The organism is Alkalinema pantanalense CENA528 (genome assembly GCF_050753345.1).
In the GTDB taxonomy this organism is placed as follows: Bacteria; Cyanobacteriota; Cyanobacteriia; order Leptolyngbyales; family Leptolyngbyaceae; genus Alkalinema; species Alkalinema pantanalense.
This window is the reverse complement of record NZ_JBLZFX010000026.1, coordinates 18,153-39,627: the sequence shown is the minus strand read 5'-3', so window position 1 is coordinate 39,627 and position 21,475 is coordinate 18,153. Positions and strand designations below refer to the sequence as shown.

17 protein-coding genes and 33 tRNA genes are annotated in these 21,475 nt (G+C 48.1%); 4 read left to right on the top strand and 46 right to left on the bottom strand.

What is annotated here, in order from left to right; genetic code table 11:
- Positions 1-384 precede the first annotated feature (384 nt).
- The gene (locus ACN4EG_RS10940; RefSeq protein WP_431629430.1) at positions 385-1,974 is read right to left on the bottom strand and encodes a catalase; all 1,590 of its coding nucleotides are present in this window, start codon (positions 1,972-1,974) and stop codon (positions 385-387) included.
- A 435-nt stretch (positions 1,975-2,409) separates the two neighbouring features.
- Here ACN4EG_RS10940 and ACN4EG_RS10935 point away from each other — a divergent pair, with 435 nt between their 5' ends.
- Positions 2,410-2,652, top strand: a complete 243-nt coding sequence (locus ACN4EG_RS10935; protein WP_431629429.1) for a type II toxin-antitoxin system RelN family antitoxin — start codon at positions 2,410-2,412, stop codon at positions 2,650-2,652.
- A complete protein-coding gene (locus tag ACN4EG_RS10930; RefSeq protein WP_431629428.1) occupies positions 2,645-2,995 on the top strand; it encodes a type II toxin-antitoxin system RelE/ParE family toxin in 351 nt (116 codons plus the stop codon). Before ACN4EG_RS10935 ends, ACN4EG_RS10930 begins: the two co-directional genes overlap by 8 nt.
- Before the next feature lie 291 nt (positions 2,996-3,286).
- Here the strand turns inward: ACN4EG_RS10930 and ACN4EG_RS10925 are convergent, their stop codons facing one another.
- The 39 genes from ACN4EG_RS10925 to ACN4EG_RS10735 all read right to left on the bottom strand — a co-directional run bounded on the left by ACN4EG_RS10925 (position 3,287) and on the right by ACN4EG_RS10735 (position 11,216).
- Complete coding sequence (locus tag ACN4EG_RS10925) at positions 3,287-4,009, bottom strand: tRNA nucleotidyltransferase/poly(A) polymerase family protein (RefSeq protein ID WP_431629427.1); 723 nt, start codon at positions 4,007-4,009, stop codon at positions 3,287-3,289.
- Positions 4,010-4,205: 196 nt separating this feature from the next.
- Positions 4,206-4,290, bottom strand: a tRNA-OTHER gene (locus ACN4EG_RS10920).
- 231 nt (positions 4,291-4,521) lie between these two features.
- Positions 4,522-5,157, bottom strand: a complete 636-nt coding sequence (locus ACN4EG_RS10915; RefSeq protein ID WP_431629425.1) for a translation factor GTPase family protein — start codon at positions 5,155-5,157, stop codon at positions 4,522-4,524.
- A 108-nt stretch (positions 5,158-5,265) separates the two neighbouring features.
- A tRNA-Ser gene (locus ACN4EG_RS10910) sits at positions 5,266-5,347 on the bottom strand.
- A gap of 4 nt (positions 5,348-5,351) precedes the next feature.
- Positions 5,352-5,435, bottom strand: a tRNA-Ser gene (locus ACN4EG_RS10905).
- A gap of 3 nt (positions 5,436-5,438) precedes the next feature.
- Positions 5,439-5,515: transfer RNA gene (locus tag ACN4EG_RS10900), tRNA-His, on the bottom strand.
- 2 nt (positions 5,516-5,517) lie between these two features.
- Positions 5,518-5,591: transfer RNA gene (locus ACN4EG_RS10895), tRNA-Ala, on the bottom strand.
- 4 nt (positions 5,592-5,595) lie between these two features.
- Positions 5,596-5,669, bottom strand: a tRNA-Ala gene (locus ACN4EG_RS10890).
- A gap of 5 nt (positions 5,670-5,674) precedes the next feature.
- A tRNA-Arg gene (locus tag ACN4EG_RS10885) sits at positions 5,675-5,751 on the bottom strand.
- Between the two features lie 6 nt (positions 5,752-5,757).
- A tRNA-Arg gene (locus ACN4EG_RS10880) sits at positions 5,758-5,856 on the bottom strand.
- Between the two features lie 6 nt (positions 5,857-5,862).
- Positions 5,863-5,937, bottom strand: a tRNA-Val gene (locus ACN4EG_RS10875).
- A gap of 5 nt (positions 5,938-5,942) precedes the next feature.
- Positions 5,943-6,014, bottom strand: a tRNA-Gly gene (locus ACN4EG_RS10870).
- A gap of 28 nt (positions 6,015-6,042) precedes the next feature.
- A tRNA-Gly gene (locus ACN4EG_RS10865) sits at positions 6,043-6,115 on the bottom strand.
- 139 nt (positions 6,116-6,254) lie between these two features.
- Positions 6,255-6,328, bottom strand: a tRNA-Thr gene (locus tag ACN4EG_RS10860).
- Positions 6,329-6,333: 5 nt separating this feature from the next.
- Positions 6,334-6,411: transfer RNA gene (locus tag ACN4EG_RS10855), tRNA-Met, on the bottom strand.
- Position 6,412: 1 nt separating this feature from the next.
- Positions 6,413-6,487, bottom strand: a tRNA-Leu gene (locus ACN4EG_RS10850).
- Positions 6,488-6,491: 4 nt separating this feature from the next.
- Positions 6,492-6,566: transfer RNA gene (locus ACN4EG_RS10845), tRNA-Lys, on the bottom strand.
- 5 nt (positions 6,567-6,571) lie between these two features.
- Positions 6,572-6,672 (bottom strand) — tRNA-Leu (locus ACN4EG_RS10840).
- A 35-nt stretch (positions 6,673-6,707) separates the two neighbouring features.
- A tRNA-Leu gene (locus tag ACN4EG_RS10835) sits at positions 6,708-6,780 on the bottom strand.
- A 3-nt stretch (positions 6,781-6,783) separates the two neighbouring features.
- Positions 6,784-6,859, bottom strand: a tRNA-Pro gene (locus ACN4EG_RS10830).
- Positions 6,860-6,867: 8 nt separating this feature from the next.
- Positions 6,868-6,942: transfer RNA gene (locus ACN4EG_RS10825), tRNA-Leu, on the bottom strand.
- Between the two features lie 46 nt (positions 6,943-6,988).
- Positions 6,989-7,062: transfer RNA gene (locus ACN4EG_RS10820), tRNA-Leu, on the bottom strand.
- Between the two features lie 219 nt (positions 7,063-7,281).
- Positions 7,282-7,355: transfer RNA gene (locus ACN4EG_RS10815), tRNA-Gln, on the bottom strand.
- A gap of 5 nt (positions 7,356-7,360) precedes the next feature.
- A tRNA-Ile gene (locus ACN4EG_RS10810) sits at positions 7,361-7,459 on the bottom strand.
- Between the two features lie 10 nt (positions 7,460-7,469).
- Positions 7,470-7,544 (bottom strand) — tRNA-Ile (locus ACN4EG_RS10805).
- A gap of 5 nt (positions 7,545-7,549) precedes the next feature.
- Positions 7,550-7,621: transfer RNA gene (locus ACN4EG_RS10800), tRNA-Asn, on the bottom strand.
- Between the two features lie 22 nt (positions 7,622-7,643).
- A tRNA-Phe gene (locus tag ACN4EG_RS10795) sits at positions 7,644-7,717 on the bottom strand.
- A 39-nt stretch (positions 7,718-7,756) separates the two neighbouring features.
- Positions 7,757-7,830 (bottom strand) — tRNA-Arg (locus tag ACN4EG_RS10790).
- A 115-nt stretch (positions 7,831-7,945) separates the two neighbouring features.
- Positions 7,946-8,029, bottom strand: a tRNA-Tyr gene (locus tag ACN4EG_RS10785).
- Positions 8,030-8,041: 12 nt separating this feature from the next.
- Positions 8,042-8,118 (bottom strand) — tRNA-Glu (locus ACN4EG_RS10780).
- A gap of 194 nt (positions 8,119-8,312) precedes the next feature.
- A tRNA-Trp gene (locus ACN4EG_RS10775) sits at positions 8,313-8,386 on the bottom strand.
- Between the two features lies 1 nt (position 8,387).
- Positions 8,388-8,462 (bottom strand) — tRNA-Ile (locus ACN4EG_RS10770).
- Position 8,463: 1 nt separating this feature from the next.
- A tRNA-Cys gene (locus ACN4EG_RS10765) sits at positions 8,464-8,538 on the bottom strand.
- A gap of 5 nt (positions 8,539-8,543) precedes the next feature.
- Positions 8,544-8,620: transfer RNA gene (locus ACN4EG_RS10760), tRNA-Glu, on the bottom strand.
- 57 nt (positions 8,621-8,677) lie between these two features.
- Positions 8,678-8,750, bottom strand: a tRNA-Asp gene (locus ACN4EG_RS10755).
- 333 nt (positions 8,751-9,083) lie between these two features.
- Positions 9,084-9,311 carry a hypothetical protein gene (locus ACN4EG_RS10750; protein ID WP_431629424.1) on the bottom strand — a complete coding sequence of 76 codons (228 nt, stop codon included), beginning with the start codon at positions 9,309-9,311 and terminating at the stop codon, positions 9,084-9,086.
- A 452-nt stretch (positions 9,312-9,763) separates the two neighbouring features.
- Entirely contained in the window at positions 9,764-10,153 is a 390-nt protein-coding gene (locus tag ACN4EG_RS10745) for an alr0857 family protein (RefSeq protein WP_431629422.1), read from the bottom strand.
- 180 nt (positions 10,154-10,333) lie between these two features.
- Positions 10,334-10,858: an HNH endonuclease gene (locus ACN4EG_RS10740; protein ID WP_431629421.1), complete on the bottom strand. Its 525-nt coding sequence runs from the start codon at positions 10,856-10,858 to the stop codon at positions 10,334-10,336.
- Positions 10,859-10,943: 85 nt separating this feature from the next.
- Positions 10,944-11,216 (bottom strand): hypothetical protein, encoded by a 273-nt coding sequence (locus ACN4EG_RS10735; protein WP_431629420.1) that lies wholly within the window; start codon positions 11,214-11,216, stop codon positions 10,944-10,946.
- Positions 11,217-11,429: 213 nt separating this feature from the next.
- On the opposite strand from ACN4EG_RS10735, the gene ACN4EG_RS10730 reads away from it, so the two are divergent.
- Positions 11,430-13,166 carry a glycosyltransferase family 39 protein gene (locus tag ACN4EG_RS10730; protein ID WP_431629418.1) on the top strand — a complete coding sequence of 579 codons (1,737 nt, stop codon included), beginning with the start codon at positions 11,430-11,432 and terminating at the stop codon, positions 13,164-13,166.
- A 101-nt stretch (positions 13,167-13,267) separates the two neighbouring features.
- On the opposite strand, the gene ACN4EG_RS10725 is transcribed toward ACN4EG_RS10730, so the two are convergent.
- A complete protein-coding gene (locus ACN4EG_RS10725) occupies positions 13,268-13,936 on the bottom strand; it encodes a thermonuclease family protein (protein ID WP_431629417.1) in 669 nt (222 codons plus the stop codon).
- 216 nt (positions 13,937-14,152) lie between these two features.
- Between ACN4EG_RS10725 and ACN4EG_RS10720 the strand changes: the two genes are divergently transcribed.
- Positions 14,153-15,355, top strand: a complete 1,203-nt coding sequence (locus tag ACN4EG_RS10720; protein ID WP_431629415.1) for a cysteine desulfurase family protein — start codon at positions 14,153-14,155, stop codon at positions 15,353-15,355.
- Between the two features lie 4 nt (positions 15,356-15,359).
- Here the strand turns inward: ACN4EG_RS10720 and ACN4EG_RS10715 are convergent, their stop codons facing one another.
- The 5 genes from ACN4EG_RS10715 to ACN4EG_RS10695 form a co-directional block, all read right to left on the bottom strand.
- Positions 15,360-16,910 (bottom strand): FAD-binding domain-containing protein, encoded by a 1,551-nt coding sequence (locus ACN4EG_RS10715; protein ID WP_431629414.1) that lies wholly within the window; start codon positions 16,908-16,910, stop codon positions 15,360-15,362.
- 342 nt (positions 16,911-17,252) lie between these two features.
- Complete coding sequence (locus tag ACN4EG_RS10710; RefSeq protein ID WP_431629412.1) at positions 17,253-18,419, bottom strand: glycosyltransferase family 4 protein; 1,167 nt, start codon at positions 18,417-18,419, stop codon at positions 17,253-17,255.
- Between the two features lie 55 nt (positions 18,420-18,474).
- The gene (locus tag ACN4EG_RS10705; RefSeq protein WP_431629411.1) at positions 18,475-19,884 is read right to left on the bottom strand and encodes an O-antigen ligase domain-containing protein; all 1,410 of its coding nucleotides are present in this window, start codon (positions 19,882-19,884) and stop codon (positions 18,475-18,477) included.
- Between the two features lie 61 nt (positions 19,885-19,945).
- Positions 19,946-20,761, bottom strand: a complete 816-nt coding sequence (locus tag ACN4EG_RS10700; RefSeq protein WP_431629409.1) for a glycosyltransferase family 2 protein — start codon at positions 20,759-20,761, stop codon at positions 19,946-19,948.
- Between the two features lie 8 nt (positions 20,762-20,769).
- A complete protein-coding gene (locus tag ACN4EG_RS10695) occupies positions 20,770-21,384 on the bottom strand; it encodes an acyltransferase (RefSeq protein WP_431629408.1) in 615 nt (204 codons plus the stop codon).
- Positions 21,385-21,475: the final 91 nt, after the last annotated feature.

Below are 21,475 nucleotides of genomic sequence, written 5' to 3'. Positions count from 1 at the left end.
ATTAATGGCAGAGAAGCAGGGGCAGTTTTGAGGCTATCTGCGGCAAGTACGGGATGGGATAGGACTACAAGCCCGATCGTGGAAAGACTGAGTATCTGTTGGGGGTTAAGCATATTCAGAGAGCACCGTAGGTAAGGAAGCTACAAGCAGAATAACGGTATCAGGTTTTCTGGGTGTCACTATTTCACTTTAGGTACGGGAGAGACTCAGTTATGCACTCATGACGCGATCGTGTCCTACTGGAAATCATAAAGCAAACCGCCATAGATAATCTTACTCACCGTAACTGCGCAAGATTATTTATAGCGGCTTTTAGCTGTTTGGAAGCTTTGTAGTCCAAATTGAACCGGTTAGATTTTGTTAACTTAGATTTTGTTAACTTTGTTAGACCTTAGCGTGGCTCATGGATTTATCCCCCAAACCGGATAGCATGGCTGGATCGATTTTAATCCCCAACGCTTTTGCCACCTGACGACCTAGATTCACATCAGCTCGGAAAAACTGGCAGAGTTGTCGCATTTGGATGTCCTGCTCTACCTGAGCTAATCCTGTAGCACTGTTCACCAGATTTTCTACCAAGCGCTCTTGAGCATCTGGCTTCATCAGGCGATACAGATCTCCAGCTTGGCTGAAGTCATCATTGCCTTCACGATGGTCATAGCGATCGATCGCAGCCATGCCAATATCCATAGCAGGTTCTGCATAGTGGGGATTCTGTTTAGGCGCTTCAGCGTGGCTGTTAGGCTCATAATTTGGTCCGCTGCCCCCATTGTCACCCAGTGCCATGAAGCCATCCCGCTGATAGTGCATGAAGGGGCACTTGGGCGCATTGACGGGCAGTTGTTGATAGTTGACGCCTAAACGGTAGCGGTGAGCGTCTGCATAGCTCATCACCCGTGCCATCAGTACTTTATCTGGAGAAAAACCAATGCCAGGAACGATCGCACTGGGCGAGAAGGCGGCCTGCTCAATTTCTGCGAAGTAATTTACGGGATTACGATTTAACTCTAAAATGCCAACTTCAAGCAAAGGATAGTCCGCATGTTTCCACACCTTAGTGAGGTCAAAGGGATTATCTGGATGGGTTTCGGCTTGTTCCTGGGTCATGATCTGAATGCAGAACTTCCAACGGGGATAGTCTCCCTGGTCGATCGAGGTCGATAAATCCCGTGTTGCGTGATCAGGATCTTCACCTTTAATCTTTGCGGATTCCTGTTCTGTTAAATTTTCGATACCCTGCTGGGTTTTGAAATGGAACTTGACCCAGACCCGTTCGTTAGCGTCATTGATGAAGCTGTAGGTGTGGCTGCCATAACCGTTCATGTGGCGGAAGCTTTTAGGAATGCCGCGATCGGAGTATAGAATCAACACCTGGTGCAAAGCTTCGGGGCTCAGTGACCAGTAATCCCAGCGAGGTTGTGCACCCTTCAAATTATTGGCAGGGCAACGCTTTTGGGTATGGATAAAGTCAGGAAACTTAATGGCATCTCGCACAAAAAAGACTGGGGTGTTATTCCCCACCATGTCCCAGTTGCCTTCTTCCGTATAGAACTTTAATGAGAACCCCCGAGGATCGCGTTCAGCGTCGGCTGATCCCTTTTCGCCTCCAACGGTGGAAAATCTAGCTAAAACGGGTGTTTGTTTACCAACTTCGCTGAATAATTTTGCTTTTGTATATTGGGTAATATCATTCGTGACCGTAAAGGTTCCAAATGCCCCAGATCCCTTGGCGTGCACCACTCGTTCAGGAATCCGTTCGCGGTTGAAGTGTCCCAGTTTTTCTTGAAGAACGTAATCATAAATGACTACTGGGCCTCTGGGGCCAGCCGTCAGGGAGTTTTGATTATCTGCAACGGGAACTCCATCGGCGGTTGTGAGTTGATTTCTGATTTCATCCGTCATGTCTAGGCCCTCCGGCAATGAATGCAGTAAGAGGCAATCCAAGCTGCTTACCGTCGTTCCAGACAATACCAAAGCCCACTCAGCAAATATTCATCCAAAAGGTATATCGAGCGAGATTCTAAAGGGAGAGAGATGAGCCTTCCCCATCATCGCGGAGGAAGACGAGTCGGAAAGAGTATGTAGGCTTTTGCGGTTAGGTTAAAGTTAGCTATCGATACAACATATTTAGAGATTTAATTTGTATGGTCGATTGAAAAGTTAATGAGTGCATTTCCATATTTTTGAAAATACACTCTGTGTTGACAACTTACTGTTTTACCGTTGGCATTAACCACATTCCAGTCCGTTCCAACCAATCGCGCACTAAGGTTTCTGGCAACCGTTGCAACAACTTGAGCGTTGCCCAAGTATCGGTTTTCATAGCTTTGGTGAGTTCCTCACGTACCCGATGCCGCAACACTTGGCGAAACTCGCTATAATCTTGGAGGATAGACTTGGGTAAGTATTATGCGTGCAGTGAAAGCCACAGGTAGTATCAATGAAGCTGGGCAAATTCATCTCGATCGTCCCCTGCTCAATATCAATGGTCGCGTTGAGGTAATTGTTTTGATTGCGGAGGAAGACGAGTCAGATACTGATTTGATGACGAAGGAAGAGATTTTATCTGACTTTCGGCAGGCTTGGCATGAAGCGATGACTGGACAAACGGTGCCTGTCTCGCAAATGTGGGAAGGAATTGAGCATGACTGAGCAGCCGATGATTCGGGTTGAGGCGGCTAAGAGTTTCATTCGAAATTTATGCACATTGGCAAAAAAGTACCGCAGAATTTACCAAGATGTGCAGCCAATCATTGAGCAGCTTCAAAGTGCTGAAATTATTGGCGATCAAATCCCTAATGTTGGCTATGCTGTCTTCAAAGTCCGAATTCGTAATAGTGACATCCAGAAAGGCAAAAGTGGTGGATATCGTCTTATTTACTATCTTCAAACTGTAGACGGCATCATCCTTCTGAGTATTTATCCCAAATCTGAGCAAGCCAATATCGATACCGATGAAATCAAAGCAATTATTGAACAAGAGACATCAGGTTAGATTAGCTTCGTGCAAGTTGTAAAAGCGTTTGTACTGACGATCACTCTTACCGTTTTGGCAGTGGGCACGATCGCTTCATCTGCGAGAGATTTGGCGATATGTCGCTCGTTCAGTTGCCTGAATGTCGCTACCTTAGGATCGTTATGCGAGAGTATGTAGGCTTTTACGGTTAGGGCACGAAATCAAAGTTAACTATCGATGTGACTCATTTAGTTATTCAATTTATTTTGATTATTGAAAAGTTAATGAGTGTATTTCTATATTCTTAGAAATACACTCCGCGTTAACCACTTACTGTTTTACCGTTGGCATTAACCACATTCCAGGCCGTTCTAGCCAATCGCGCACCAACACTTCTGGCAACTGCTGCAATAGCTTAAGCGTTGCCCAAGTATCGGCTTTCATGGCTTTAGCGAGCTCCTCCCGGATACGATCGGTACTGACAACCGCCATCAACTCCGGCAAATCAGGATTGTGCAGAGCATCGACTAAATCCGTTGCCATGCGAAACCCTAACTTAACCGAAAACCGCACGGCTCGTAATGCCCGCAACGGATCATCAGCCAACGTGACCATCGGATCAAGCGGCGTCCGTAAAATCTTGTCTGCCAGATCTTTTTGACCTTCAAACAAGTCCACGAGTTCACCCTGTTCCGATCGCGCGATCGCATTCACCGTAAAATCTCGGCGTTGCAAATCATCTTCTAAGGAACCAGGTACCACGATCGGTCGGCGAGTTCCAGGCATATAACTCAACTCCCGCCTTGCCAACACAAAATCTGCGGTCTGGTTCGAATTAGAAAACTTCGCACGAATGGTCAAACAATCCGGCGTGGATAGGAAGATTTGAAACCCCATCTCCTGCATCCAGCCCCGCATGAACTCAAAGGCTTGTTCGATCGACTTACCTTCAGCTTCCTCAGAGGTGAGAACAAAGGCAAAGTCCACATCTTTACTCTTTAAGCCCAGCAATTCATCGCGCACTTTACCACCGACTTCAAAGATATTTGGCATTGCTCTCACCTCCTTGTTGTTCCTTGCTTGTTGTGACTAATCTTGAAAACTCCGTACAAGTTAGGCAAAGCGATAATATACTTTCTGCTGCTCTACCAATTGAGCTATTACCCGAAAGGCCGGGTAAGTAGGACTCGAACCTACAACCTACAGTCTGGGTGACGTATGTAAGCTTCACTCGTTAGGGTACGGAGTGACGGAAGGAGGAAGAATCGAACTTCTAGACTCAAAGCCTACCCTGGTGTTCCAAACCAGTTGCCAACCATCAGCGGCACCTTCCAGACATATTTAACATGGCTCATTCAATCAAAATTCAGGCATCAAAATTCAGGCATCAGACGTGGGAACTCCGTGCAAGTTAGTAAAGCTGTTTGATACTAGGTGCCTTTTCCAATTAGGCCACGACGGCATTCAGCCGTCGGCAGGACTCGAACCTGCAATCACCCCTTCCAGAGGGACGTATGTAAGCTTCACAAATGGGGGCACGGAGTTATACACAATAGAAGTCAGGTTTATGCTTTAGCAATCAACGCTGCCTGAACATGGGCGGGTACAGGTTGATAGTTGTTCGGAGTCATGGAAAAATTGCCCTTGCCTGAAGTCAGCGATCGTAGTTGCGTTGCATAACCAAACATCTCAGACAATGGAACTTGAACCGCTAGCTCAGTCTCCTTACCATCGCTGTTCATGTTTTGCAGCAAGCCCCGGCGCTTTGTCAGATCTCCTTGGACGGCCCCAATACAATCATTCGGTACCGTTACCCGGACATCCATAATCGGCTCAATAATGACCGCATCCGCAGTACTCATGCCTTGGTAGAAGGCTTGGCAAGCGGCGAAACGGAAGGCCCGATCGTTGGAGTCATTCGGATGGAAATCGCCGCCAGTCAGGACAACCTTCACCCCAATCACAGGATAACCCGCTAAGACTCCTGCACTGGTCGCATCTCGGAAGCCTTGCTCACAGGATTTGATAAATTCCGTGGGAATTGTGCCGCCAGTGACGCGATTTTCAAAGATGAAATTTTCATCACAGGCTTCGACATAACCGATTACCCTTGCATATTGTCCAGGGCCACCCGTCTGCTTTCGCAGGGTGTAGTCAAAATGCCCTGCTTGCTTAGATTGAAAGAATTGACAGGTCGTCATGGGTGGCTCCTTCACACGTTTCAAGGGGCGAAATTGATTTTTAAATACACCGAATTCGCATAATTCACTATCTCTCCCATCAGCCGTGGCTTATGCAGAGATAGCTAGCGGAGAGTAGAGGAATTGAACCCCCAAGTTCAGAACTGCGATCGTTTTCAAGACGATTTGCCAACCATTGGCCGTACTCTCCAAGGCGGAAGCTAGAAGAATCGAACTCCTATAGCGCTGCTATACTTCTGTTTTCGAGACAGATCGCTAAACCATTAGCAGTAGCTTCCATTTGGGGTGACTGACGAGACTCGAACTCGCTAACACTAGATTCACAAACTAGCTCCTCGACCGCTTCGGATTCAGTCACAGTGGAACTGAGGGGACTCGAACCCCTAACCTTCTGTGTGCAAGACAGATACTCTTCCAAATTGAGTTACAGCCCCAAGGTGGATCTGGCGGGATTTGAACCCGCAACCTCCTGTTTGCAAGACAGGCGCTCTCCCAGTTAGAGCTACAAACCCAGATTTGGCAGGAATGGTAGGACTCGAACCCACAACCTAGGAGGTAGAAGCTCCTTGCTCTCATCCATTGAGCTACATTCCCACACAGCGAGATTGGTAGGACTTGTTCGCGTTAGCGTCTGCGTTAGCAGATACCCACAACCCTCGGTTCCGAAGACCGATGCTCTTCCGATTGAGCTACAATCCCAAAGTTTGGTCACCCCGGTAGGATTTGCACCTACAACCTCGTGTTTGTAAGACACTTGCTCCACTGTTGAGCTACAGGGCGACGAGAGCGGAAGACGGGATTTGAACCCGTGACTAAGACTTGGCACGCCTCGATGTTACCGACTACACCACATCCGCATTGGCAGCAAACCACAATGATTTGCTAAGCGATCGACGAGATTCGAACTCGTACCAAAGGTTTGGAAGACCCATATGCTTGTCCATTACACCACGATCGCGAATAACCGATGTCATTCTAAGAAGGCTTTTCAAACAAATGATTGAGCAGCACGATATAAAGACTCGGAATGCTAGCGAAAAAGCCTAGGATTACAATAGTAGAAAGCATAGTTTTACCCTGAATAATATAAACTAAGGAGCTGGAGACAGGAATTGAACCTGCAACCCGCTGTTTACAAGACAGCCGCTCTGCCAAGTTGAGCTACACCAGCATGATTGGTTGCGGAGCCAGGAGTTGAACCTGGTAGATGACAGCTTATGAGACTGCCGAGCGCACCGTAGTTCTATCTCCGCGATACCCCTAGTGGGACTCGAACCCACAACATCCAAATTTTAAGTTTGGCACCTCTTACCAATTGGGTTACAGGGGCTAAATGGGGAGTCGCCTGGGGGTCGAACCCAGATAATACCGGTTAAAAGCCGGTTGCATAACCGCTCTGCCAACGACTCAGATTTGGTACTCCCGATGGGATTTGTTCGCGTTAGCGTCTGCAAAGCAGATACCCATAGCATCTAAGTTCTCGACCTAGCGCGTCTACCGTTCCGCCACAGGAGCATTAATTTGGGAAGAACCACTTGGGAATTCCCCAGTACCCTTGACAGGATTCGAACCTGCAAAACCTGCGTTCTGAGCACAGTACGTATACCGTTCCGTCACAAGGGCAAATGGTCGGGATGGCAGGATTCGAACCTGCGACTCCTTGGCCCCAAACCAAGGCTTCTGGCCGCTGAATTACATCCCGATATTGGGTACTCTCGATCGGACTTGAACCGATACATAGACTGTTCTTAAAACTGTCGCCTCTGCCGATTGGGCTACGAGAGTTTGCAGGGAAGTACGATCGCGCGATGAACTGTACTCACACTTCCCATACTCCTGGTGAGAGTCGAACTCACAATTACACTAGGTTTGAGCTAGCTGCGTTTTCCGTTTCGCCACAGGAGCTTTAGTGGGGGTCAATGACCCAGTACCCTTGACAGGACTTGCACCTGCAAAACCTGCGTTCTAAGCGCAGTACGTATTCTGTTCCGTCACAAGGGCAAATAACAGGAGGCTAGTGTTGTTTTTCTACAAGCGTCTATCCCCCCGACAGCCTCGCCAGGTATCGAACCTAGTTCTCTTCGTTCAAAGCGAAGGATGTTCCCATTACACCACAAGGCTATTTGGTTGCCAGAGTAGGGGTCGAACCTACATTTCAGTGTTCAGAGCACTGCGACCTGCCATTAGTCGATCCGGCAATGAATGGTTGGGGTAGCAAGAATCGAACTTGCGATTTGCTGACGCAACGCTAGCGCGAACGCTCGGTTATCAGCCGAGTGCTTTACCATTAAGCCACACCCCAATAGAATGAATGGTTGGGGTAGTTGGAATCGAACCAACGATCGCTCGGTTATCAGCCGAGTGCTTTACCATTAAGCCATACCCCAGTAGGCTGCCTCGGTGGGACTCGAACCCACAACCGCGCGGTTAACAGCCGCTCGCTCCACCATTGAGCTACAAGGCAATACATGGGTTTAATAACCCAGCCCCCCAGGTCGGTCTCGATCCGACGACCTCCTGTTCTTCAGACAGGCGCTACTACCAACTGAGCTACCGGGGGAAATCATGTTAGAAATGCAAGGAGCAACATTCCTAACAACGAGAATGGTAGGGCTTGAACCTACGGTCTTTGGTTTCGTAGACCAACGTGTTATCCAACTACACCACATTCTCAAGGCGGAGAACAGTGGACTCGAACCACAGGCAACTAACCCCATCTGTTTAGCAAACAGCGCCGATCGCCCGATCGATTTATTCTCCACTCAATTTCGATGGCCACAACCACCGATAGGTCAGGTAGGATTCGAACCTACGCGGCAATGAGCATCCGTTTTACAGACGGTTTCCTTCAACCAGACTTGGATACTGACCCAGATTAAAAATTTGGCAGTGCTGACGGGGATCGAACCCGCAAACCCAGGATTGAAAGCCCTGTGACTTTACCAATTTGTCTACAGCACCAGGTTGGAGGCTCCGTGCAAGTTTAAGAAGCTGTTTTTTTTCAGCCTCCCTGTCCAATGAAACAAGTGCATGAATCAATTTGGTGGAGGCTGTTGGATTCGAACCAACTCATTGATTTTTCAGATCAATTGTTACCAGTTTGTAGGCTTCTTGATTTAGGGCACGGAGCCACTTTTGCAGGGCTATACAGCCCACACCGGAACTAGGATTCGAACCCAGACTTTCGGTTTTGGAGACCGACGCGCTTAGACCATTACGCGATTCCGGCTTGGTTGCAGTGGTGGGAATTGCACCCACACCCGTCAAGTTATGAGCTTGCTGCTCCGCTATTGAGCTACACTGCATTGGAATCCAGAGTGGGAATTGCACCCACGATGAATGGTTTTGCAGACCATTGCCTTACTACTTAGCTACCTGGATAGGATTGGGAGCCCCGACGGGAGTTGCACCCGCTTCTCGCTGACTGAGAATCAGCGCGACTTTTCTATTCGTCCACGAGGCTGGGGGAGTCTAGGTGTTGCAACGAGACACGCAAAACAACACCGTTTTGGACTCAAGGCGAGGAAGACGGGATTCGAACCCGCGATCTCTTGTTCGACAGACAAGCGCTTTAGCCGCTAAGCTACATCCCCAGAGAAAGTATGAACGAGAAGGAATCAAGAAGTTTGAATGGACTTGTCATACCAAATCAACTTGCGATTGCAACCCATCACGATCCCCCTAAATCCCCCTTAATAAGGGGGACTTTGAAAGAATTTGACTTAATTCCCCCTTTATTAAGGGGGGCTAGGGGGGATCAGATCTGTAGCAGTGATCAATCAATTTGATATCAATTCCGACTTCAGCCTTCATCATTCACACTTCAGAAATTGTGGCATTTAAATTTATTGAGTTTTCAAGGTTCAGGAGAGTGTTGGAAAGATTTAAAAGATGGATTGCGCAATACGATCGCGCTGTTTCGTTCTCTAGAAGAAGCAATGTCGTTCTAATGTGTAAATCATTACGACTCGACGAAAAGCTTCTGCTGTTTTTTCTTGGTTCAACCGTTTTGATTTTTGGAAACCCTGCTCGGTGGGTTGAGTTCCTGCTTGCCTGGGTGATTGCCCTGAGGTTAGCGGTCGCTCTGGGGACAAGGTAGAAGATGCTTGTCCAGGAGTGGGTTTGAATGGAAGGACTGCGGTTGAGCGTTTCATTGTGTTAGCTCCTTTTCGCTTTCCTGATACTACATATACTACATTGCGGTTTTCGGAAGTGTCAAGGGGTTTTGGAATTTTTTTTCGATTTTTTTGAGGGAGTTAATCAGACTACTGATTATGCAAGCTTCCTAGATAATTTAGACAGCTTTGATTTACTCAAAATAAACGCCCTTTAACGGTGATCTACTTGTAGTATGCTGATCGTTCCGTGGTCTACTGCAATAGAGATTTCGGCATTTGCTGAAAACGCAGTCTTGGATTTTCAAGATTGGCAGAATGATCTACTGGAGACATGGTGATTCATATCCCCAGCAGGTTGAAGTTTGCGAATAATCTAATGTTCGATCGAGGTTGAGAGAATTGAAGTCAATCAAGTTCTCTACCTGATCAACTCCCCATCGACTCTAGTAACGACGATCGCGCTATTGATTACATTCACAACCGTAGATTTATTGAGCGATCGAAGAGAGATTTCGAGGGTCGGCTTGCCAGAGTTTGTGGATGAAGAACTCGACCCGATCGGACAGGGTGCAAATTAACATCCCTTCGTGGGCTTCGTGGGTTGCAGCTACCCAGCAACCTTTGAGGCTAACTTCTGCAAAATCCTCATCTACCACACAAACGCTGATCTCTTGACCTTGCACTTCGTGGATAGCTTGCACCAAATGGTTAAAAAACACATGGTCGATCGGTACCAGAAAAGAAGCCCGACTGGGTTCGATCGATAACGTTTGGCCGACTCGCATTGCTAAGATGACACGCTGGGTCACAATGGTTTCCAGCGCACCCGCCAACCGCTCTAAGGTTAATCCATCTTCGGTGTAGGTCAGTTTCAGCATGGGTCTTCTCCTTGACATTGGGAGGAGGCAGCCATCGGCAATGGATGAAAAACTTTGCTACAATCAATTTCTTACCAATCTCTTCAAGACTCAATACCGTGAATTGATTGGATTCATGTTTGAAATCTCTGTAGCATTGCTTCTAACATCATTGACCGATCGTGCTGTTCCTCCTGGGATTTAATCCGATTGATTCTTCCAAAATTGGTCTGCGAACAGGACTGCTGGATGCACCGGGGCTTTAGGTTTATTGCGTAACTTCATTCCAGTTTCGTGCAAAAGTTTGTCGCCTTTTTTGCCATTACATTGCTCACAAGCCGCAACAACGTTGTCCCAACTGTGTTGGCCACCCTTCGATCGAGGAATGACATGGTCTAGGGTGAGTTTCTTTTTGCTGCCGCAGTATTGGCAGGTGTGATGGTCGCGTTGTAGTACACCACGCCGATTCACCGGGGGCACTTTCCAATGCCGCTCTGGATTACCAAAGGTGAGACGGATATGCTCGGGTACTTGGAGAACCAAGCTAGGCGATCGAACCTCAAAGCTTTGGCTGGTAGTGCAATCGACGGGTTCCGCCTGTCCGGTGACAAGGAGCGCGATCGCCCGTTTGATGGAGATGCGGCTCAGGGGCAGATAGTTTTTGGAGAACACGACGACCGTGTTCTGGAGTATCGATGGATAGGGTGGACGGTGTAACGGTTGCATCGCTCACACTCCTCTAAAAAATAAGCCCCGCTCTGGTCATGTTCCAGGAGCGGGGCTTAGGGCTTGTCGCACTAGCTTGAACTGATCAGCACGCTTTTCGCCTGCGTGCCCCGCATTGTTGATAGGTTTTTAGCTCTGTTCTCGGATTTGGCCGACCCTCGCCGACCCAATCTTGACGGGAAATGGTTGATTCGATCGCGCCCACCATGGCGGGTTTGCGGCAATCGATCGCAGGATGGCTCTCTACGCTGACTCGATACAGTCGCCCAAAGCTCGATCCCACGATCGCGCTAAAACTTCCCAGGCTGGGATGCTGGCTACGGGGGCTTGATAAGGGATGGGAGAAAGTACGCAACATAGAAGGCTCGACCTCTTAACCTACTAATTTCTATACTACATGTGTAATCTGCTTCTTCAAATCTGTCAAGGGGAATTCCGAAAAATTGATAATCTAGATCTGCTTTGAGCTAGTGACTTTCACGTTTCCCCATTACGTTGCTACATACCTTTCACCAGTTCCCTTCACTGACATGTCCTATCCGTAGGTTCACTCTGTATGAGGTCTCAGCGTATGATCCCCCAGCGATCCCAGCTCTTGAAAGTAGTCCGTTGGATTGGGATTGCTGGATTAATCTTGGCCATTTGTTTCCGATTTTTACACCTCGATCGTAAGGTCTATTGGCACGATGAAGTCTATACCTCTCTCGTGATCACCTCTCATCCAGGGCGATATCTTACAAGAGATTTGTTTAATGGAAAAATTGTACAGGCGAAAGATTTACTCGCCTATCAGCACTTTGAGCCATCTCTGACTTTACAGGATATGTTGGTTCGCAAGGGGCTAGAAGATGCCCAACATCCACCGCTCTACTATCTGCTGATCTACGCTGGTGCTAAGCTCGGTGGAACCTCGATCGCGTTCATTCGTGGGCTATCAGCATTTCTCAGCTTAGCGATTTTTCCAGCTTTATATTGGCTCTGCTTAGAACTTTTTGGATCTGCATTATATGGCTGGGTGGCGATCGGTGTATTTGCGGTGTCTCCAGTCCACCTCATCTATGCACAAGAGGCACGGCAATATGGGCTATGGACTGCAATGGTTCTGGTGAGTAGTGCGTTATTGCTTAAGGCGATCCGATCGTCCTCCTGGCAAAACTGGGGCTTGTATGCACTTTCTATGCTAGTTGCGAGCTACACGTCCCTCTTTACTTTAGGAATTGCAATCAGCCATTGTCTCTATGTTCTGTTGGTCGATTGCGTTTCTGTATTGCCAGAAACGCTCCGTTCCCAATCAGGGGGTAGCGTGAGACGATCCCTCACTTTTCAACAGTTACTTGCATTCAAACAACGGTTTACCTGGCAGCCATTGAATTGGAAAGAATGGCTAGACGGTAGGAATCGAACCATTGCTTGCCTAGTCAGCTTAATCGGTGTCGGCGTACTCTTCACGCCTTGGCTCTATTTTATGGTTGTTTCTAAAGATACTCTTCATCAGACAACGAATTGGATTGGTCTTCCATTGCCATTAATTTCTAGCCTAGAACTCTTTATTGCAAATTTCAGCCGTATTTTTATAGATTTTAATTTTGGTTTTAGTAATCCATGGATTTATATCTGTGCAATTCCATTCTTGAGTCTTCAGCTATACTCGCTCTTTGATCTATATCGAACATCTTCCAAGGCAGTGTGGGGATTTGTAGTAACCTTGATTGCTGGTACCATTCTCCTTTTGGGACTTCCTGATCTGCTCCTAGGCGGACAACGGTTCACAGTGAATCGCTATCTGATTCCTTGCTTTGTAGGGATTCAATTGGCTGTGGTTTATTGCTTCACCCACCTTCTCCTACAAGCTTGGGCCGTTTCTCCTCAATGGAAGCGAGGACTGGTAATTGCTGGGTGCATTGGTTTCATGGCGGCTGGCGTTGGCTCTTGTGGAGTCTATAGCCAATCCAATACTTGGTGGAATAAAGTTGTCAATTCTAACTATGCACAGATCGCAGAAATTTTGAATCGCAGCGATCGGCCTTTGGTGGTTACCGATGGAGATATCTACAATCCGGCCAGCATGGTATCTCTGAGTTATTTACTCAATCCCACAATTCACTTTTGGCTTTTACCTAAAGTGAGTGACACATTCCCCGATCGGGGGGTTCCAGAGGGATTTCATACCCTTTTTATGATGAATCTTTCTGAGCAGTTTCGCCATCGGTTTGAAGCAACTTACCCTTGGCAAGGCCATCTAGTTTTTCAGGATGAGTGGAACCAAGTTTGGCAGCTCAAACCGAAGCCAGTCGCCCCAAGGCAGTAGACCGGGCAATTTGCACCCCCAACCGATCAAGGTTCCACCAATCCATCCTCCTAGCAGGCGGGATAAAATGGGAGGAACAACCAATGTGTCCCTCCTCAGCCTTACCGCAAACTCTCGCAGGGGATGCCATCCCGATCGCCATCTAACCGGAATGGATCACCCGGAAACGCTCGAAAGACCGCATCTGCCTCCGCTCGACTGGAGAAATCCTTACAATCACAATCCGAATTCACACAGGCTGGGAACTGCTGCTGAGGCTGAGTTCTCGGGGTTGACGTAGCCTTCCCATGGCGAAAATCCCAGGGCATCACCGGATTGACCTGATTCCAAAACCCACGCTTTTCTGCCTTGGCCCAACGCTCCGCATTCAAATATTGCCGCTGGTTATCGGGACAGGCACTCAGGTACTGGCGATAGACTACAGCCTCGCCAGCATTCACCATTTCTAGATTGATCGATTTCTTGCCTACAAAAATTTCACCCACTAACCGACCATACTTATCCTTTTCCACATCTCGGATTCTCACCGTTTGCCCGATCGGTAAAAAGTTTTGTAACTGCCGCTTGGATTGTGCACCCCAATTGCCTTGCTTCATTTCCGCCGCATCAATGCAAGCCAACCGAACCGTCGTCTTGGTCGAACCTTGTTGCACAGTAATCGTATCGCCATCACCAACAGAAACCACCTTGGCATTCAGATCCGCCCAAGCAGGAGATTGTAACACCAATAGAAGCAGAGAAAGACCAGCAGAGATTAGAACTCGAGTCATCGCTAGAACGTGTAAATACAATAATGGGGGGAATTAATGGGGAGCTTGCAGATTATTACTTCATAAAAGAATCGAAATCTGCTCGAAAGCTTGACTTAATCACTCAATTTACTCAATAACCTCAATTATTCTTCTAATATCCTCATAGAAAAATTCGCCAATTCCGGACATCTCCGCAGACAATAGAAATGGCCGAGAATGGGAGACAGAATTTCCATGCAGATCTACCTGGACTATAGCGCAACTACGCCCCCCCGCCCGGAGGTCATCTCCCTGATGCAACAGGTGATGGCGGAGCAGTGGGGCAACCCCTCCAGTTTGCATGTCTGGGGTAATCGATCGGCCACTCTGCTAGAACGTGCCCGGATGCAGGTGGCTCGCTTGATCAATGCGCCCGCTGAGGCGATCGTCTTCACGTCCGGCGGCACCGAGTCCGATAACCTGGCTATTTTTGGGGTGGCTCGGCAATACTATCACCCACAACATGTGATTATTTCCAGTGTGGAGCATTCTGCTATCTCTGAACCTGCCAAGCAACTGGAGCGGGAAGGCTGGCAAGTGACTCGGCTACCAGTAAACCCCGCTGGACGGATCGATCCAGTGGATCTGCAAGCTGCAATTCAGCCCAATACAGTGCTGATTTCCCTTGTTTGGGGCCAAAGCGAAATCGGAACTCTGCAACCGATCGTGGAACTGGGGGCGATCGCCCGTGACCATGGCATTCTGTTCCACACCGATGCGGTACAAGTGGCAGGCCGACTCGCGATCGATGTGCAAACGTTGCCCGTGGATCTGCTTTCCCTTTCTAGCCACAAGCTCTATGGGCCGCAGGGAACGGGGGCACTTTACATTCGTCCAGAGGTGGAACTGTTGCCACTTCTGGGCGGCGGTGGACAGGAAGGCAAACTGAGATCGGGAACCCAAGCCATGCCTGCGATCGCGGGGTTTGGGCTGGCAGCGGAACTGATGATGCCAGAAATGGCGATGGAAACCCCACGACTGAGCCACCTGCGCGATCGTTTGTTTGACCTGCTGGCGGATTTGCCATTGGTGCCAACGGGGGATTTAGTCGATCGTCTACCGCACCATGTCAGTTTTTGTCTACCCGAAGCTGATGGAGAGCAGGTTAGCGGCAAAACCCTGGTACGGCAGATGAATTTAGCGGGAATTGGCATCAGTGCCGGGGCCGCCTGTAGCAGTGGCAAAATTACGCCCAGTCCTATTCTGACGGCCTTGGGGTGGAGCGATCGGGTGGCCAAAACGGGCATCCGCTTAACCCTAGGACGGCACACCACCGAGGCTGATATTGACTGGACCGCGATGGTATTGCGGCAAGTCCTCGATCGGCTGACTGGCGCTGATGCCGTCGATCGGGCCGTCTCTCTAGCCCAAACCTCCTTCAAACCATTATTGCGATGAAGGTTTATTCTTCAGGAACCGACAAACGAGCCGCCATTGTGTCATATTCTCGGTCTTGGTACTGCCGATACTTTTCGACGGTTTGTTTGGCTGCTTGAGCACTCTCGAATTCCTCTCCTCCTTCGGCAATCAGGCGTTCCTTGACTTGCTTGCGCAGGTTGGAAACGATTTTTCCATTGACTTTGCGAGTTTCTGCCCAATCGAGAATAGGTTGTGGATAGGCACTCTCCATCAAGTATTTGCCCTCTAAAATTTCTGTCAGGCCATAGGGTTTTAATTCACTAATCCAATAATGAATGAAACGCAATTGAGGATCTTTTTCTTGAATATTTTTAGTGGGATTGTAAATACGAAAGGTTTCGCTGAGGGGATTGGTAATACCCGCCTGCATTTGCCACTGCCAATTATCGATCGCCAAATCGCCATCCACTAAATAATTCATGTAGTGCCGTGCGCCATGGTGCCAGGAAATTCCGCAGTTAATCGTTAAAAAAGTGGCACACATGGCCCGCATCCGAAAGTTCATCCAGCCCATGTGTTTGAGCTGCCTCATGCTGGCATCAATTAAGGGAAAACCCGTCAATCCCTCCTGCCAAGCTTGAAATAAGGCTTGTTTCTGGGGCGATAATTCAGCAGGCGTATACCAATCGTCAAATTCAGGATAGCGATTTTGATAAGCAACTTCAGGATAGAAGTACAACCGTTGGGTAAAGCTATCGTGCCAGCGTAGGCGATCGCGAAAATTTTTCAAACTAAATGCTGCTTTAGGCACATGGCTCAGTTCGATCGCCCTTGCTTTCGTTTTTTGGTAAACCTGGCGGGTAGAAATAGTGCCAAAGGTTAAATGGGGCGAAAGATGGGAGGTGGCCCCACACTGCGCCAACCAAGGCCGCGACAGTTTCCAGTGATATCCTTCAAATCTGCGTTCTAGGAAGGATCGTAAAGTGGTTTTTGCTTGCGTTTCGCCGCCCCGGAAATAGAGTTTTTTACTTTGCCAAAACTCACGATACTTGTATTTAAGCTGGCGAAAGGACAGTTGTGTCAAAGGGATTTCTAGGGCAGGGGTATTGATTGTTTTGGGAGTGGGATACGGTGTGGCGCGCTGATAGGTATAGTATTCAGCAAACCAGCGATCGCGGTCGTCTTGTAGCTGGAGGAAATGGTTGAGGCCCAGATGATAATCCAGATTGCGCGATCGATAGAAGTCAATGATTGCGCGATCGCGGGCGATTCCATACTCAACTTGCACGTCGCGATTGAAGTAGAGTTTGGGAGATTGTTGACGATCGAGGCAGTATTGGGTTAGTTGTTGAATAATTTCGATCGGGTTGCCTTCAAAGAGCGTCAGGGAACTACCCAGTTTTTGCAAGTTCCTATGGAGATCTTCCAGCGAATCGAAAAGGAAGCGAACCCTTGCCTGCCCCACATCTTCCCACTGATAAAACCAAGGATCAATGATGAAAAAAGGGAGAACGCTAGCGTGATTGGCAGTGGCTAGGTTGACAATTTCATTATCACTGAGTCGGAGATCTCGTCGAAACCACAGTAGGTTCATATTTGGGAGGCAAGACAGGCATCACTTCTTCACTATACCGTTTTCCATAGGGGTCGGGTGATAGACTGGGGAAAGCTTACCTGTACAGCGTTAATTAGGCAACTGTGGGTTTAGACTTAGAGCCGATATAGTCCGAGCTCATGAGTAGGTCTACCTCGTAAGCCGTGATTGAGACAATAGGCGATCGTTAGCCTATGCTTTCCCAGAATTGCGCTGTAGCTTTGCTGACTGATCGATCGTCCTACTCCGCCTGCAAAAAGGCTAAATAATCCTAGGTCATTTCCTTCAGTGCCACCTCGTCGAACCACTGCCTATTATTCTCAAGGGATTATTGATAGTGGTTTAAATGGATTTAGCATGAGAAGGGTTTGCGTGGGAAACGGCTAATTCGTACACTCCACGAATGCGCTGGGCAATCACTGGCCAAGCATAATTCTCTTGCACATAGGCACGACAAGCCTCCGCAGAAGGCAGCGATCGCTTACCATCCAGCACTTCCAAAATACCCTGGGCTAAATCTGGGCTAGCGGAACTGGCAAAGAGTAAATCCTCCGAAAAGGGTGCCAAAATTTCGGGAATAGCATCTACGGGAGTCCCCAACACCGGAGTTCCCGCCGCTAGGGATTCAATCACAATCAGGCCAAACCCTTCGTAGGCAACCGTAGGCACGATCGAAAAATTCGCGGCACGATAGGCTAGCAATAAATCTTCGTCGGGAACATAGCCTAAAAGTTTGACCTGTTCCGATAACCCAAGTTCATCAATTTGGGCCTGTAGGGTTTCCGCCATCGCGCCTTTGCCTGCAATCATCAGCATCGCATCGGGATGGCGTTGTTTAACGATCTCCATGGCTGCAATCAAATTTTCGAGTCCCATCCGTTTTGCCAAGCGCCGTGCTGCGAATAGAATGGGACGATCGTTGGGCCAACCCAGTTTTTCACGGGCAGCGGCTTGGGAAATTGAAAAATTAAAGCGCTCCATATCCACGCCCGCTGGAATCACATGGATACGATCGCGATCGATGCCATATTCCCGATGCAGCACTTCTTGAAAGGCTTGAGACAGCACAATAAACTGAGAAACTTGGTTATACGCCCTTTGTTCAACCCATTTTTTGCAGCGAGTGACGATCGATTTCCCGCCTTCCACCTGCCCTTCCAGCGCCCAAGGTCCTTGGAAATGCATGACCAACGGTCGATCGCCTAATAGATCCAAAATTGGTAAGGTATACAGCGCAAAGTGGGACACCACCGGGGCATAGGTCGTTTGTTGCAACATGACTTGGGTCTGTCGCCGTACCCCTTGCCAACGGTTGAGCAGAGATGTCGTGCGATCGGCAAAGCCGCGAATTTTACCCTGAGTCATCTCGGCTACTTGGGCAGACCCTGCCACTAGGCCATCAATTTCCACTCCGGCTTGAGGCAGATAATGGGTGCAGTCATAGTAGAACCGATTCAGTCCCCCGGCTTGCTCTGGGAACCAACCCATACCAATTTGCAATGTTTTCATAGCATTTCTCCTAGTGTTGTTCTTGTGTAATGGATGGGAATAGGCGTGAAAGAAGTTAGCCCGTTAATTGGCGAGGCGTAATGGCTGATGAAAGGGAAACCGAACGATTAGCAGTTTGGTAAAACTTGTGAGCTGAAGCCCCCAGACCCAAAAATCCCCACATGACTACTCCCGGCAAACCCAACATGACCGAACCACCAATGAGTTGAATCGCGGCTCCTAGACAAATCGATCGCGTGGTAGCAGTAAAAGAATCATGGCCCTTGTTACTGCCAAATAGCATTCTGGCATACAGCCCCAAAACCCCTGCCCAGTAACTCAGAGTACCAATCCAACCTAAGGAGTTCAGTGAATCAATAATGGCACTATCAAAGATTCCTCCAGCGGCGATACCATTCCCCACAACGTTGGTTAATCCGTTTTCTAAAAACTCTTGGTAGGCGTTTTGACGATCGGAGGCGCTAGCGTCTTGATTTAGGTTCGTGAGGGATTCTAAACGACTACTAATCACACCGGAAAATGAATCTAATGCCGTTAACGGAATGACCATTAGTGCGGTTACCAATCCTAAAGCAACCAACCGCATCTGGAGCCTAGGTTTGAGGAAACTGACCAAGCTGAGGCAACCCACAAACCAGCCTAACCACGCCGATCGCACCAGAGAAACGAGTAGGGACAAGAAACCAACCGCATTGGCGGGTAAAGATAGGGGCGAAGTGGTACTCATCACGACAATGAGTCCCGCTGCCATAACGTTAGCGAACACACCGGGGCCATGCATTGTACTCCACACCCGCAATTCAAACGCTGCCGGTTTACCTGCACTGGAAATATCTGCACTTCTTAACCAAAAAGTATCCCACCCTGGCGCAACCAAGTATTGATACACGCCGTAGGCTCCCGTAATCAGTACGCACCAGAAGAATACACTTTCGGTATTCTTGCGATATTCTGGATAGTGACGCCACTGGGAAAAGAGATAAAAGCCAAAAATAATTGGGGTAAACCAATCTAGCATCCCGATCGATGCTGCAACGTAGGATGATTTATTTAAGGCAACCAAATAGGCATAAATTGTTGCAGCAGCGGATAAAACAAAAGGTTCAGCGCCGATTTGAACGGCTCTAGGAATTAGTTTAAAAAACGTAAGTACTGATAATAGAGTAACGAGATAGGGTGTTAAAAGAATTAAACTTGGATCAGTAAAGCCACTCTGAAAATCAACTAATCGTCTCATAAAAGGTGACAGAAACCAAATCCACCAGGTAAACCCGACATACATTACGGGGTAGCGGGAGTAAAGAAATAAGCCAACACTAACTGCCCCAGTGGGAAATAAGATATTAGCAACTTTACCAACGCCTACGACTCCCATTAAGGCAGAAATCAGGCAAAAGGTAATAATGGCAGCCCAAGCTGGAAATGGGGTGAGAATTTGATAGATTTTTTTGAGTTGTGGGTTCATAGGGGTGGGATGCAGCCTGTGCTAGTAGGGCAGAAGCAATGATGGTGAATGGAACAGAGAATTAGGATTTTGGGCGGCTGAGTTCTAGATAAACCGAATCTGGTGGGTCGAGAACTTTTGGGGCATTTTGCAGTTCCCACAATTTGACATAGCGAATATAGTCCCCGATCGCAGCCAGCAACGCATGGGTCAATCCTCGGGTACCGAGTAAAAATTCGCGGTGGATGATGTAACACCAAATAAACCTCAGTAGGGGCCGTAGAATGATTTTGGTACCGCTCGATCGAACGCCTTTATCGTTGAGAACTTCCGCTTCGATCGTGGCATAGCGATTTACTGAGTTCATGTATTCATCCATGGCATAGGCCCGCCAGTGGATGAGTACACCGTCTAACAAATGGGCTTTGCCGGGATAGCGAATTTCCTCGTGCACCTTCATGGTGGGATCGTAGGCACTGTGTGCTCGATGGAAGAGGCGCACAAAATTAAGCTGACGGTGTTTGGGCAAATAGTTCGGCAGTAGTTCGCCATAGAAATCGCCCCGACGATTCACGGAATAAACATCCTGGGGATCGGGATCGCTAGCCATCACAGTTTGCAAGGATTTGGCCAATTCTGGTGTAACGATTTCATCACAATCCAGCATTAAAATCCAATCATATTTCGCCAGTTCAATGCCTTTATTCCGTTGCCCTGACCAGCCTAGCCAAGGTTGTTCATGGACACGAGCCCCTAGGGATTGGGCAATGTCACGGGTTTTGTCAGTGCTCCCGGAATCCACCACCAGCACTTCGTCCGCCCACTCCACACTGCGGATACAGCGTCCAATCAATGCTTCTTCGTTTTTCGCTAGGATGACGACTGAAATGGCAACCATGATGATATTTACTCCTTGGAGGGGGATTCTGAATGAACGGCCTCAGGTAATTCTCGCAGTAGCTTGGCAGGAACTCCGGCAACGACGGTATTAGGCGCGATCGACTTGGTAACTACGGCTCCAGCCGCCACCACGCTGCCTGCACCAATGGTAATTCCCGGTAACAGCGTTGCATTTGCACCAATCCAAGCCCCGCGTCCGATCGTGATGGGTTTCCCGATCGCGCTTCCAGCACGGCGATCGGCCCCGGCGATTCCATGGTCTGCGGTGATAAAAGTGACGCCATGGCCAATCACCACATTGTCTTCCAAAATTACGGGAGCACTTAAATCAAAATAACAATTGCGATTAATAAAACATTTTTCACCAAGGATTAAATCTGCACCATAGAAGTAACTGCCACCTCGTACCGTACAGCGTTTAGCAATTTGGATTCCTAGGGTTTTTAATAATCCAATCCTGAATTGACAGCCAATAAAATCATTTCCTAAAAAATTAGAAATTAAATTAATTAGATGAATCCAAATGAGTTTATATTGACGTTGAATTTGGTGGAGAATTTTCTGGGTTAATGATTTCTCGGGTTGACGATCGGGTAAGTGAGTTACAGGGATATCTGTCATAGTTGTTTAGACTCTCGCTAGACGTGGTAGTTAATTCAAATCTGAAAGAAATCCGATATACAATAGAGTGGTAGATAAAATAAATTAGTGA